Annotated in this window: 8 protein-coding genes; 2 read left to right on the top strand and 6 right to left on the bottom strand. The window is 58.1% G+C overall.

Going from position 1 to position 13,727, the window contains the following annotated elements; genetic code table 11:
- Positions 1–15 precede the first annotated feature (15 nt).
- The 3 genes from O9H85_RS01690 to O9H85_RS01680 all read right to left on the bottom strand — a co-directional run bounded on the left by O9H85_RS01690 (position 16) and on the right by O9H85_RS01680 (position 1,120).
- The gene (locus tag O9H85_RS01690; protein ID WP_269879532.1) at positions 16–459 is read right to left on the bottom strand and encodes a GatB/YqeY domain-containing protein; all 444 of its coding nucleotides are present in this window, start codon (positions 457–459) and stop codon (positions 16–18) included.
- A 12-nt stretch (positions 460–471) separates the two neighbouring features.
- Positions 472–645 (bottom strand): 30S ribosomal protein S21, encoded by a 174-nt coding sequence (gene rpsU, locus O9H85_RS01685; protein ID WP_010491812.1) that lies wholly within the window; start codon positions 643–645, stop codon positions 472–474.
- Between the two features lie 130 nt (positions 646–775).
- Entirely contained in the window at positions 776–1,120 is a 345-nt protein-coding gene (locus tag O9H85_RS01680; RefSeq protein ID WP_269879531.1) for a histidine triad nucleotide-binding protein, read from the bottom strand.
- 99 nt (positions 1,121–1,219) lie between these two features.
- Here O9H85_RS01680 and O9H85_RS01675 point away from each other — a divergent pair, with 99 nt between their 5' ends.
- Complete coding sequence (locus O9H85_RS01675; protein ID WP_269879529.1) at positions 1,220–1,465, top strand: hypothetical protein; 246 nt, start codon at positions 1,220–1,222, stop codon at positions 1,463–1,465.
- 39 nt (positions 1,466–1,504) lie between these two features.
- Positions 1,505–3,421, top strand: a complete 1,917-nt coding sequence (locus O9H85_RS01670; protein ID WP_269879528.1) for an FAD-dependent oxidoreductase — start codon at positions 1,505–1,507, stop codon at positions 3,419–3,421.
- A gap of 21 nt (positions 3,422–3,442) precedes the next feature.
- Here the strand turns inward: O9H85_RS01670 and O9H85_RS01665 are convergent, their stop codons facing one another.
- From O9H85_RS01665 to addB, 3 genes are all read right to left on the bottom strand, one after another.
- Positions 3,443–5,623: a stalk domain-containing protein gene (locus O9H85_RS01665; RefSeq protein WP_269879527.1), complete on the bottom strand. Its 2,181-nt coding sequence runs from the start codon at positions 5,621–5,623 to the stop codon at positions 3,443–3,445.
- Between the two features lie 181 nt (positions 5,624–5,804).
- Positions 5,805–9,752, bottom strand: a complete 3,948-nt coding sequence (gene addA, locus O9H85_RS01660) for a helicase-exonuclease AddAB subunit AddA (RefSeq protein WP_269879526.1) — start codon at positions 9,750–9,752, stop codon at positions 5,805–5,807.
- Positions 9,749–13,360 carry a helicase-exonuclease AddAB subunit AddB gene (addB, locus tag O9H85_RS01655; RefSeq protein ID WP_269879525.1) on the bottom strand — a complete coding sequence of 1,204 codons (3,612 nt, stop codon included), beginning with the start codon at positions 13,358–13,360 and terminating at the stop codon, positions 9,749–9,751. The genes addA and addB overlap by 4 nt, the downstream gene beginning before the upstream one ends.
- Positions 13,361–13,727 lie beyond the last annotated feature (367 nt).

Here is a 13,727-nt window from a genome sequence, read left to right as displayed (position 1 = left end):
TGTTTCTTGTTGTTGTCATGACAAAAGTTGCTGAACGAACTGATTGACGACCTTGCCGTCAGCCAGTCCTTTGACCTTAGGCATCAAAGCCCCCATGACTTTACCCATATCCGCCTTGGAAGAAGCTCCCACTTCTTGGATGGTCTGCTGTACAATGGCTTTTACTTCTTCTTCCGTTAATTGCTGGGGCATGTATTCCATCAGGATGGCGATTTCCGCTTTCAGATTGTCCGCTAGATCGTCACGACCGGCCTTTTCAAATTCTTGGAGGGAATCTTTTCGCTGTTTGATCTCGCGATTCAGGACGTCAAGCACTTCTTGGTCATCTAAGGTTTTACGCTGATCTATCTCAATATTCTTGATAGCGGCACGAACCATACGGATTACGGAGAGTTTAAACTTGTCTTGACTCTTCATCGCGAGCTTCATATCTTCGTTTAATCTTTCGCTTAAGCTCATCGATTAAGCCTCCTAGAACTTTCTCTTGCGAGCAGCCTCTGACTTCTTCTTGCGCTTCACGCTAGGCTTCTCATAATGCTTGCGCTTCTTGACTTCCGCCAATACGCCATCCTTCGCGATGGAACGCTTAAAGCGACGGAGTGCAGCATCTATAGTTTCATTCTTGCGAACTCGAGTTTCTGACACCAGTTTTCCCTCCCTCCGAACAGACCGTCCAAGACGAAAAAAAAGACATTCATCAAACTTCATTATAGGCGAAACTGAAAGTGGGTGTCAACCTAATCCGTTAAACTCTTTTCCACCCGGGACGGCAGCCTTATTTTGCGTTCAGGCCGCCCAGCTTCTCACCCGCCAGAAGATGATAATGCAGGTGAAATACCACCTGCCCCGCATCCTTGCCGCAGTTGTTCACCAATCGGTAGCCCGTCTCCGCAACGCCTTGTTCTTTGGCGATTTGCTGCGCGGCCCGGTGTATTTCTCCGATAAGAGGCCAGTCCGAATCCTGGGCATCGTTCATCCCTGCAAAATGTTTTTTGGGAATGATAAGAATATGTACGGGCGCCGCCGGCTGAATGTCATGAAAGGCCACAACATGCTCGTTCTCCAGCACTTTCTTTGACGGAATCGTGCCTTCGACAATTTTACAAAAGATACAATCCATGCTCCGACCTCCAATCGTCCGGTAATCACTTCCTTTCTAATTATAACGCATTCCGGTTAAAAAATAAAATGTCCTGCGGACCATCCGCGATGCCGGGCCTTGCGTTCCGCCATCAGCCGTGCTGAAGCGCCTAATACCGTCAAAAACAGACCAGCAGTTTATTTATTTGCCGGAACAATTGAAGAAACGAACGGCGGACGGCCTTTCTCACCGTTATATTCAGCCGATCAAGCACGGGGCGCGAATGAAAACCGGGGTTTTATCGCTTTGCCAAGGGAAAGCGCAACCATACGGCTTGAATTCCGCGTTTTCAAAGTAGACTTCGAGTCTAATTTCGTTCTATAATAGAGCTCAGAAAGGTTGATGCGGAAGGAGAGCGCGGAATTGAATCGTTTCATGAGGACCGCTACCCGCAAGAAACGGGAGTATATGATGGAAACCGCTCTGCGCCTATTCGTCGAACGGGGTTATGAGCAGGTTTCGGTGGACGATATCATCAGCGCGACCCATACGTCCAAAGGCACGTTCTACCACTATTTCAAGGGGAAGGACGAAATTTTGCGCGAAATTCCGCGGAGGCAAATCACCGTGATTCAGGCTTGGGCCAAGGCTACCCCTTCCCAGGTGACTTCCTTGGAAGCCCATATTAACCGGCTGCTGCTGGATTTGGCGGAGGGCATTGAAGCTTATCCGAAGCTGATCCGCAGCTTAACCTCCTTGTCTCTGCAAAACGATGCGCTGAAAGCGGAAGCGGACGAGGAATATGGGACACTCTATGAAAGCCTGCTGCGCTGGCTGCCGGATCCGGCCAAAGCCCGGCTGCTAGTCACCGTGTATATGGGCACGCTTCAATATTGGTGCGCCCGCGAAGATTTGAACCTGAAAGAGCTATTATTGAAACAATTGGCCTGGGCATGGTCAGGCTTGCGCTCGCATGAAGCGCCGCCCGCCGCAGCCCTGGAGCCGGAAAGAAAGGGAGAACGCATCATGAAAATCGCCGTTATCGGCGGAGGCTTGGCCGGACTTACGGCCGCCGCTTATTTATCGGAGAGCCCGGGAGTCGAAGGAATCCTATTCGAGAGAAGCCCGCAGCTCGGCGGACGCGCCTTCACATACGAGAAAGCCGGATTTACTTTGAATTACGGAGCGCATGCCGTTTACGGCATCGACCGCCACAACCTGACGACGATGGAAAAAGAACTGGGGCTGTCGTTCAGCTCCAAGCAGGTGGACAAAAGGAAAGTCATGTACGCCAAGCACGGCGAGCTGACGCCGGCTCCGCTGGATTTCGTCAATCTGCTCCGCACCGAACTGCTCAATCCGATGCAAAAGGTGCGTTTCGTCGGCGAAATCACTGCGATTATGGCCAACATCCACAATGTAAAAAATTACGATACGCTGGGAGATTATTTGGCGCAATCCGACGCGGATGAGGATGTGAAGGAGCTCTGGGAGCATCTCGTCTGCTCCAACTTCTTTATTACGCCGGAAGAAGCCCGCAAGGTGCCGGGCGCTACGATCAGCGAATATTATCATAACCTGTTTCTCTCCAGCCGGCCCGTAAACTACGTTCTCGGCAGCTGGGCCGTCATCACGAACCAGCTTCGCAGCAAAATCGAGCAATCCGGACGGTGGGAAATCGCCGTTCAGGAAGGCGTCGATGCGATCCGCTATGCCGACCGGAAATTCATTCTGCAAACGAAAAACCGCGAAATGGCCTTCGACCGCGTCATCTTCGCCATGCCGGTGCAGCAAGTTTGCAAGCTGCTGAAAGGGACGCCTTGGGAGCCGTTCCTTGCTCCTTATGAAGACAACACCGCTACCGAGGTTATGGTGTACGACGTCGGGCTGAAGCATGTCGTTGCCAGACCGTTCAGCTATATTTCCGACATGGATAACAAACTGTTCATCAGCGACGTATCGGCGACGGACCATACGCTCGTACCTGAGGGCGGCCAGCTGCTGCAGGGCATCGCCTACTTAAGCGACCGGTTCGCCGACGAGGCGGAGCGAAAGGTATATTTGGACGACAAGACGAAGCAGATGGAGGCTTTGTTCGATAAGCATTATCCGGGCTGGCGGGATGCCATTGAAGTGAAGCGGGTGTCCAAAAAGGCAATGGTAGCGAGCGTCAAAAATATCGAAGGCAACCGGCTGCTGCCGACCCGTGTGGAGAATGTGCCGTTTTATTTTTGCGGGGACGGCTGTGAAGGCAAAGGGGAGCTGGCGGAACGCGCCTTCTCCAGCGGACGTCATGCGGCCAAGTCGATTCTGGAAGAAGCGTTGGTTCTGCAAAGATAATCATCGGAACCTAAGGTTTCATTAAACGAAGGCTGCGAACCATGCCCGCAGTTGATCATAGACGATAGCGGCCATGCGCTTCATCCGGCCAAACAGACCCGATTCCTTAGCGGAATCGGGTTTTATTATGGGTTCTTGGGCGGCGGCGGTACCCCTATCCGTAACGGTAGCCCGGTTTACCGCAGCGCCGGTGGCGGCGGAGGCGCCGACCGTTTTACCGTCCGTACGGATATCGACCGTTCGCGCGGTCCCGTTCCATTGCACGACGGCGCCGAACGCCTCGCCGATAAAGCGGACCGGCACCATCGTGGAGCCGTCGATCAGCTGCGCCGGAGCTTCAAGCGGGACGCTCTGCCCGTTCCGCTTGGCCGTCCCGCTGCCGATCTGGACCGATACTGTCGTGCTCCCCTTGGCTGCAGTGGCCGTTTGGCTCCCGGCATCCCAACGCACCTCGGCCCCCATGGCCTCGAAGATCGCACGCAGCGGCGTCAGCGTATTTCCGTCACGGATGACCGGAGGGCGTTCGAACCGTAAATCCTTGCCGTCCACGGTGACTGATACGCGGGAAGACAGCGGAAAGCTTTTGGAGCCGGCTTTGGCCCCGTCTTTCGTATAGGCCGTAATCTGCAGTACGGAGCCTTCCGGCACATCCCCGGCTTGCAGCTCCAGGCCATATGGCGGCGCCGTCTGGGTATCCAGCAGACGGCCGTTTAACGTGTATTCCAGCTTCCCGATATACACATCCGGAATTTTCACGAACGGGATGAGCTTCGCTTGCTTGGCGAACGCTTGCCCCGCCGTCAGCGGCACGAAGCCGCGGCTGTCCGAAGGCTTCGCTCCCTGTTCCACTTTGGTCAAAAAGTATGGTGAAGCGATCATTCTGGAGTACAGCTTCAGCATCGCGTCATTATCCCGAAGCAAGTAATCGTTCTTGGATTCCTTCATCTCCAAATTGACGTTGAAATAGGTGATGGACTTCAGCCGCGGGTACTTGTAGGGCATAACCTCGTACAACCGCTGAAGATTGAGCAGCCCGTAGTCGGTAAACGACTCCTTCGGAAGATTGGCATAATGGGATACGGCCGTTTCACTGATCATGAGCGGCTTGCGGTCCGCATACGTCTTATACAAATGATCCAGACGCTCGACCGGACTCGTCGCCTGCATATTGCCCTGCGCCGGGTCGCCGTTCTCGTACGGCTCGGTGTACATGCTGACCCCGACCCAGTCGACCGCATCGTCGCCCGGATAATAGGCATCCATCGAATACATCGGCACATCCCCGGGACTCCACACCATCGCGACATTCGGCGCCTCCTGGGCCATTATCTCGTGAACCATTCGGAACTTCTCGATATATTTCTTCGGGTCGCCGTGCCATGGAACCCAATCCCCATTCATTTCACTGGCGTACCTGAGGAAGATCGGAATCCCCGCCGCTTTGGCATCGCGCGCCCAGTGGCGCACCGTATCGTCCGTTACGGAGTCCAGCCCGGCGGCCGGCTCCCAGCCGATCTGCAGCGCCGCTCCCGATTGCTTGGCCCGGGCCGCGTACTGCTTCGGAAAGTCTTTGCCTACCTGCGTATAAGCAAGATACAAGGCATGCTTCTTGCCGTAGAACTGCTCCGAGCGGTCGTAAAAGTTCTGCATCTTCGGATCCCGCTCCGGATACATCCCGATATACGCTCCGTATTCCGGCTCGAACTTGGCCAGCTTGCCGCCGGCCGGGGCTGCGCGGCTTCGAAGCAGCTGCTCCTCATCCGTTGAGATGTAAGCGTATATCGTCGTCCGGAGCTGCTCGGCGCGCTGTAGCTTGGCAGCGCCCCAATCCTTCCCAGCCTTGAGCCAGTATTCGTTCTCCAGCTCATAGTAGCGGATGGCCTGCTCGTAATTTTTGACGCCGTCATAATATTGATCAAGCCGTCCGCAGAACAACGCCGCATTCTCGTAATCCCCGATCGAAGCGTAATGGTCCGCAAGATAAATCCAATGCGGCACGGCCGTCTCCGGATTCCCTGCGCTCACGGCTGCATCCGCCGCCTTCCAATGGTCCCAGACGGCATCGGCGCGGACTTCCCCCTGGCCGAAGAGCAGTCCGGCGCACACCACCAGGACCGACAGCCGATTTATCCAGAGCTTTCTCCCTTTGCTTCCGACCGCTCGTCCGCCCGTACGCTTCGGATCCGCTTCCGCCTTAATCATGTCGATGTCTCCCCCTTGGATGGCATGTCTCTACACTATTTTAGCTATGCGGACGCCGGCCTATCTAGAAGTCCGGTGAATGAAGAGGCCGCTGCACGAGCGGATCATTCTTCCGATCGCTGCTCCAGAACGATTCCGCCCGCTCCGCTGCATATTCACCGGACTTCCAGGTCAAGCCCCGTTACAGCTCGACTATATGAGCGCCGTCGAACAGAAAGAGATATTTCCCGATGACCGGCCGCTTCCAAATCGTTTCCACCGCCCGGGCATACAGGTCGAGCTGGAGCCGGTACCCCTCCGCGATTCGCTCCGGCTTGCTCCCTTTCAGCCGGTCCGTCTTATAATCGAGAAGCACGAGACCCGCTTCCTCCTCGAATACGCAGTCGATGACGCCCTGCAGCATGACGGTTTCATCCGCCAAACCGGTCGACCCGGCGCCATAAACGTCTTTCGCCGGCACGCCGTAGCTGAACGGCACCTCGCGATGCACCTTCGCAGCTTGAAGCAATCGGCGGCCCAAGACGCTCTCGAAAAACGAAACGATGACGGCCGGGTCAACCAGCGGCCGCTGCTCGTCCGTAAGCAGCTCCCGCTCGGCCATCCGGTCCAGCGTCATTCTGACCGCCGCTTCGTCCACGGAGCCGCTTAGCGGAATATGCTGCATCACGGAATGGAAAACCGTCCCCCGTTCCGCCGCATTCGCTTTGCGCTCTTCGAGGAAGCGCGGTCGGCGGACGATGGCGGGCCGATAGCTCCCCCCGCCGGCGGGAACCGTCCCTCCCGCTGCCGTGAGTGAAGCCGGCGCAGAAGGAGCGGGCGGCGTATCCGTATCCGTATCCGGGGAAGCATCCGCTCCCGTCCAGACCGGCACCTCCGGCTCCTCCATAAGCAGCTCCATCAGCTTGTGATGCTCCGATAACCGCTTCAGCTCCGTAACCGACGTCTTGGACAGCACCTTGGTCGTTTGCTGATGCGGATAGGTCCATGAGAGCCGGCGCCACACCTCCTGCTCCCACCGCTCCGTCTCGCTCACGGGCTCCAGCCGCAGCACCGACTGCAGCTTATCCTCCGCGGCCATGACCGTAGGGGCTGCCTCCGCCAGTGCGGCGAACGGATCGGGAGAGAGCAGCTCCACTCTCCATTCCGACGTCTCATTTGCCAGGAAGGGCCTATGGATAAAATCGATGCCGGCCGCTTCCCGCAGCAGCTCCCCGTCCGGATGGCGGATGATGGCCGGACCTATCCAATCAAGATAACACCGGGCTTTGGCAAGCGCGTCATCCGGAAGCTCGCGGCCTTCATGGCGAACATAGCGGGCCCAAGATGCGGCGAGCTTGTCCCCTCCCTTAACCGAGCCGACGAGAAAAAGCTTCTCCCTTGCGCGGGTCAATGCCACGTACAGCACCCGCATTTCCTCCGCCAGCATCTCCAGTTGAATCTTGCGCTTGATGGCAAGCCACGGAAGCGTCGGATAGCTGACGCGTGACGCAAGATCCAGCGTCTTCGGACCGAAGCCCAGCTCCTTATGCAGCAGGAACGGATCGGTCAGCTCCCGGCGGTTGAACGATTTCGCCAAGCCCGCAACGAAGACGACCGGAAACTCCAGTCCCTTACTCTTATGAATGGTCATGATCCGCACAACGTCCTCCTGCTCCCCCAGCGCCCGGGCCGTTCCTAGGTCGCCGCCGCCGAGCTGCATGCGCTCGATAAACCGCAGGAATCGGAACAGCCCGCGGAAGGACGTCGCTTCATATTGGCGGGCCCGGTCGTATAAGGCGCGCAGGTTCGCCTGGCGCTGCTGCCCGCCGGGCAGCCCGCCGACGAAGTCGAAATAATGCGTCTGCCGGTAAATATCCCAGACCAAATCGGCGAGCGAGCCCATCTGGGCCTGCTGTCTCCAGCTCCTCAGCTGCTGCAGGAACCCGGACAGCTTCTTCATGAGCCCGGGGTCCTTGCCCTCTTCGGCTTCTTCCTTCGCATAAGCGCGGACGGCATCATAAAAGGCGCTGTGCCTGCTGTAGATACGGATTCGGGCCAAATCGGAGGCGCTCAGACCGATGATCGGGGAACGAAGCACGGCGGCAAGCGGAATGTCCTGATACGGGTTGTCGATGATCCTCAGCAGGGAGATCAGCACTTGAACCTCCGTTGCGGTAAAATAGCCCGTGCTAAGCTCGGCATAAGCCGGAATGCCCATCTGCTTCAATTCCTCGATCATCACCGGCGCCCACTGCTGCGTAGCCCGCAGCAGGATGACCACATCGCGGAAGGTGGCGGCCCGCATGCCTTGAGCCTTATCGAACACCCGCATCGGCTGACCGCCGTCCATGCCCAGCATCGTCCGGATCCGCGCTCCGATATATCGGGCTTCCAGCTGTACGGCATCCAAATCGCGTGCTTCTTCGGCAGCATGCTCCGCAGCGGCGTCCTCCGTCCCGTCGGCCGTTTCCGCCCGGTTGGCATCCTCTTCCGAAGCGGCGGATCCGGCAGCATCCTCTGCCCCCGCCGTCCGGTCGATGAGAATCAGCTCAGCCGCCGCGTCATACCGTCCCGGTTCCGGATCGTCCGGATAGCCTGCGCCGTACACCAGCTCCGCCCGGTCGTCGTAGGCGATTTCGCCTACCGCTTCATTCATCACTTGGTGGAAAATATAGTTCGTTCCGTCGACCACCTGGCGCCGGCTCCGGAAATTGCGGGCCAGGTCGATCCGCTGTCCCGGCTCCGGCTCGTCCTTGCGGAAGCTCTTGTATTTCTCCTGGAACAGCCCCGGCTCCGCCAACCGGAACCGGTAAATGCTCTGCTTGACGTCTCCGACCATGAACCGGTTCCCCGGCGACTGGCGGGAAATCAGCTCCACGATCGCTTCCTGCACGCGGTTCGTATCCTGGTATTCGTCCAGCAGCACCTCGACGAATTGCTCGCGGTAGTCCATTGCCGAGGACGAAGGCGACAGCTGCCCCTCCTGGGCGTCCTCCGAGCATAAGATGCGCAGGCAGAAGTGCTCCAAATCGGAGAAATCAACCAGGCTCTTGTCCATCTTAGCCTTACCGTAGCGCTCTCCGAACGCAATCACCAGCTCCGTAAGCAAGACCATCAGCGGAGCCATGTCCTTCAGCTCCGCATCGAACTGCTCCAGCGTGCGCACGAAGAGCTCTTCCTTCACCTTGCCGAGACGTTCCTTGGCCTCATTCCGCAGCTCCTTCACCTGCTCCTGAAGCGCTTTGTCATAGGCGTCGCCCTTGCAGGCCTTCAGCTTACCGAAGGCCGCGCCTTGAAACGCATGATACAGTACATCCCAGCCCGGCGCCTGCACCCGCTCCAGCAAGTAAGAAACGACCGTCATGTCGTCTTCCAGATTCGCCATATACGGCTCGGGTCCGCCGGGCTCCCCGGTCAGCGCCGCCGCTTCCTGCAGCAAAGCCTGAACGCCCAGCAGCTCCAGCTTTACCGAAGCCCGGAGGCTGGTTAGCCAAGGATGATCGTCCGAGGCTAGTCCCGACTCGAACGCGCTGGCCTGCTCGCGCAGCCACAGATTCGGCCACGGATGGCTGCGGGAATCGTCGTACAGCCTTTGAATGAGTTGAAACAGCCCGGCATCGCTCTTATCTCCGCTGAACGTGTCGGCGAGCCGCCAGAAGGCGTCTCCTTCCTCGGCGAGGCCGTACCGCTCCTCCAACAGCTCTTCCAGGATATCTTGCCGCATCAAGGCGCTTTCCGTCTCGTTAGCGATGCGGAAGCCGGGATCCAGCCCGATCAGCTGATGATACCTTCCGATCACCTCCATGCAAAAGGAGTGCAGCGTCGTAATCGATGCCCGCTGAATCAGAGCGAGCTGCCTACGCAGGTGATCGGAGCCGGGCTCGCGGGCCAGCGCCTTCTCCAGCGCTTCGCTGATGCGGTGGCGCATTTCGGCCGCAGCCGCCTTCGTAAAGGTGGCGACGAGAAGGCGGTCCACGTCTACGGGATCCTGCTCATCCGCTATGCGGCGGATGATGCGTTCCACCAGTACGGCGGTTTTGCCGGAGCCCGCCGCGGCGGCTACAAGCATCGAATGCCCGCGGATGGAGATCGCATCCCACTGGTCATCCGTCCAGTTTGCGCCTTCCGGTTTTTGGATTTTGCCGATCATGCTTTCTTCTCTCCTTCCTCCGCCGCGTCCCGGACCAGCCGAAGACCGATATCTTCCCGGCCGGCATGACGCTCCATCAGCTCCCAGACCTTGTCTTTCCCCATCGCCGGCAACCCTTTATAGGCGTTCCCTTCAAGCTGGGCGTCGAATTGGCAGACCGGCCGGTAAGCGCAATTCATGCATGCGGTGGCTTGTCCCATCCGGTACGGCGCGATATCGATGCATCCGTCCGTCATCGACGATCCGATATCCCGGATCGTCCGCTTCACGTAGCGCCTTAGCGTGTCCCACTGGCCGTCCGTCGCCACCGATGAGCTCTTGTAGAAGCTGCCGTCGGACTTGATCGCCGCAGGGAGCAGCTCGGAATAACCGCTCGATTGAATGAGCCCGCTGTCCATCATCCGGACGATGTCCGGATCGTCGCGCAGCAGACCTTTCATTTTGAACTTCTTCTTGATTTCCTTCGCAGCCGCTTCTACCGAGAGCCGGTTGCTCGCGTTCAGAACCGGATTATGTACTTGAAAGTACAGTACGCCGGCAGGCATCGCTTCCTTACCCAGCCAGACCGGAGCATGCGTCAGAATGACATCCAAATATGTGAGCATCTGCAGCGAGAGCCCGTAATACACTTCGGTTAAATTAAGGGGCTTGGAGCTCGACTTGTAGTCGATGACCCGCAGCAGCGTTCCCCGCTCGGTATCCGCGCGGTCGATGCGGTCGATACGGCCTCTCAGCTCCATACTTACCCCGTTGTTCAATTCGTAGAACAACGGAGGGATCGGCTGGCCGGTTCCGAACCCAACCTCCAGTCCGATCGGCTGGAATTCGCTTCGCCGGGCATGCTCTCCCAGCATGAGGGCCGCCTGACCGACCACCTGCGTCAGCTTCCGCGCGATATACCGGTAGCGCTTCGAGCTCAGCAGAATCTCGCCCTGCAGCTTCGGCGTCAGCAGATCGACCACAAGGGCGGCGCGGTCCCGCACCTGCTCCGGAGACATGGCGCCCCAATCGGCGCCTTCCTTGATCGCCGTATCCGCGAACATGCTCAGTGCCGCATGGAACAGCTGTCCGATGTCCGGCGCCTCGAGCCGGAAGACGCGACGTTCCTGCAACCGCAGTCCGTGCGAGGCGAACTGCGAGAAAGGGCAAGCGACGAAGCGCTCCATCCGGGATACGCTCGTCCGGATGAGATCGCCGTAAAGCTCGCGGCTTGTCTCCGGCGGCAGCTCCGCCGCCCGGTTCGAATACGTGACCGCCTCCAGCATGCGCGAGAGCGCGCCCGCATATTCCGGCTGCCGGGCGAACCAATTGTAAACGGACCACCACACGCCGCTCATCGGCACGCCTTTCATCCACATCTTGAGCTGCACGGCCAGCAGGGACAGCGATTTGTCCGCATGCGCCACATACTCCATCTGCTCCGTCAAGGCCGAGGAGGACTGCGGATCGTTAAGCAGCAGACGCTCCTTCAGCTGAGGGAACAGCTTCTTCACCTGGCGCAGCACATCGGAAGGCAGCAGCGTCTTGCCTTCCTCATCCGCCAGCGAATAGCTGAGCCAAAGCCCCTGCGAAGGAGTGCAGAAAGCGCAATAAATAAGGAACAATTCGTCCAGCAGCTTTCTCCGGCTGCCTTCCGCCATCGTCAGACCGGTTTCCGTCAACTGCTCGCGCTCCTGCTCCGACAGCACGCCGTTCTCCGTCATCCGGGCAGGCATGATTCCTTCGTTCACACCCACGATAAACACGTGCTTCACCTGGCCCGAACGCGTCCGGTCCATGCTTCCGATCAGGACCTGGTCCAGCGTGGACGGTACGAGACCGAGCTTCATGCTCTCAAACCCTGTCTCGATCAGCTCGCTGAACAGGTCGAGCGAGATCGACTCGTCTCCCATTAGCTCAACGAGCTGGTCGAACATATCCATCACGCGGTCCCACACTTGAGCGTGCTCGCGGGCTTTCTCCGCCTGACCGTCGCGAAGCGCGGACTGGCTCCAGGCTTCCAGCCTGTCCGGAACACGAAGCGATACGAGCAGCTCATACAGTCCCTCCACCCGCTCCTTCACGGTAGCCTGGCGTTTCATTGCCGAATGCAGCGCTGCCAGAGGGTCAGCAATCAACCGCCGGCAGGCGTTGATCTTGCGAAGGAACGCCTGCTCCGCTTCCCGCATCTGTTCATCGTCCTGCTCCAGACTGGTCCGGTACGAATACCGCCAATCTTCGGACGCCGTCCAGCGGCTGCCCTGGATGCCGAAGGCCAGCACGTAATTTTCCAGCTGATCCATCGCGTGCTTATCGATTATTAGCTCTGTTTCCTTATCCCGTGACTGGCCGAACGGGAGGAAGAAGCCGGTTTTCACGCAGCGGAAGACGGGATCGTACCGCCAATTCGTCCGCAGCGCCTCCAAGGAAGAGCGGATCAGCTCCACAAGCGGGTGATGCATCACGGTTCGCTTCTGATCGAAGAAGTGAGGCACCCCGTAATCCGTCAGCGTGCCGGCGAGTAGATCCCCGTACGCCTGCGCGTCCCTTACGGAAACGGCGATATCGCGCCAGCGCAAGCCTTCATCCCTCACGAGCCGCACAATGTCGCGCGCGACACCCTCCACCTCCGCCCGCCGGTTAACCGTTGCGGACAGATGAACGGACGCCGGGGCGAACCGTTCCTCCTGAGAAGGCGTATAAGGCTGCTTCACGCGGTCGTCCCAATGCGATTCCAGGTAAGCAAGCATCGGGCTGCTCCGGTATCGGACCGGGGGCTCCGACGGCAATACGACAGGCGGCATCACCTGAATCCCATGCTCGTCCAGCCGCCGCCGGAGCTGCAGCAGCGTCCGGGCCGTCGGATGAAACAAATCGAGCTCGTGCGGCTGGCTGCCCGCCGGATAATCCCGGTCGAGGCACAGCGTCAAGGTTACGCTATCCGCACAGGCGGCGAGCTTCACCAGCACGTCAAATTCCTGGGGAGTGAACCCGTGAAATCCGTCTACCCAAACTTCCGATCCGCAGACGTACTCGGACTGCTGCACCTGCTGCGCAAGCAAGGTCAAGTAATCTTCTCCGTCCAAATACAGCCGGGACAGCTCCGATTCGAACTCGCCGTAGAGCAGCTGCAAATCATGCAGCTTATCATCCAGGCCGCCCCCGCGGAAGACTCCTTCCTTCTTCGTTCGCTCCTGCCAGAACTGCGCCAGCCCGTCGGCCGAAACGCAATATCTTTTCAGCTCGGTGAACAACTGATTCAGCCCGTCTAGGAAGCCCATCTGGTCCGCCGAGGTATTGAATCGGCGAAGCTTGTCCTTCTGTTTATGTATAATGCTGTGAAGCAGCAGTTTCTTGCCCGTCTCATCGATCGGCAGCCTTGCCGTGCCCCCGACCTCCTGCATAACCCTCCAAGCCAGCCGCCTGAAGCTAAGCACCTGCGCCCTCAATGTCCCCCCTAGCTCCGGTGAAGAAACAAGCGCATATTCCGCCTGAAATGTAGCCTGCTCCGGCACAAGCCAGATCATGGGCCGTCCGGAAGGGCTCTCCAGCAGCCTTTCTTTAATTTCCCGGTGACAATAAGCCGTCTTGCCGGTTCCGGCCCGGCCCAATACGAAACGAAACGCCATGCCGCCCACCTCCGATAACGTGTTCCTTAAGATCTCTATCATTCTACCAAGCTTGACCCAATTGGGAAAAAGGTAGTTTTTACAATCAGTATACCACACCCGACAATAGGGGAACAAACATTCCCTTACATAATTACAAAAAGAGCCTGTCCCTTAAGACAGGCTCAGAGTGCCCTAGAAAGTGGTTTTTGACAAGAATAGAGATACATACGAAGGTGGGGTATCTACTGGAGGAGCAATAGCGTTCGCCTTTGTCTGCGGGAAATCCCCGCTGCTAAGGGCTTCGAATAAAAATTTCCTGCAGACAACAGCGACCGGAGGTAGATACCCCACCCCCTCGTAACATCTATTACCTCAATTCACGACT

Source organism: Paenibacillus gyeongsangnamensis (assembly GCF_027533625.1).
GTDB lineage: Bacteria > Bacillota > Bacilli > Paenibacillales > NBRC-103111 > Paenibacillus_G > Paenibacillus_G gyeongsangnamensis.
This window is presented reverse-complemented; position numbering and strand designations above follow the sequence as displayed.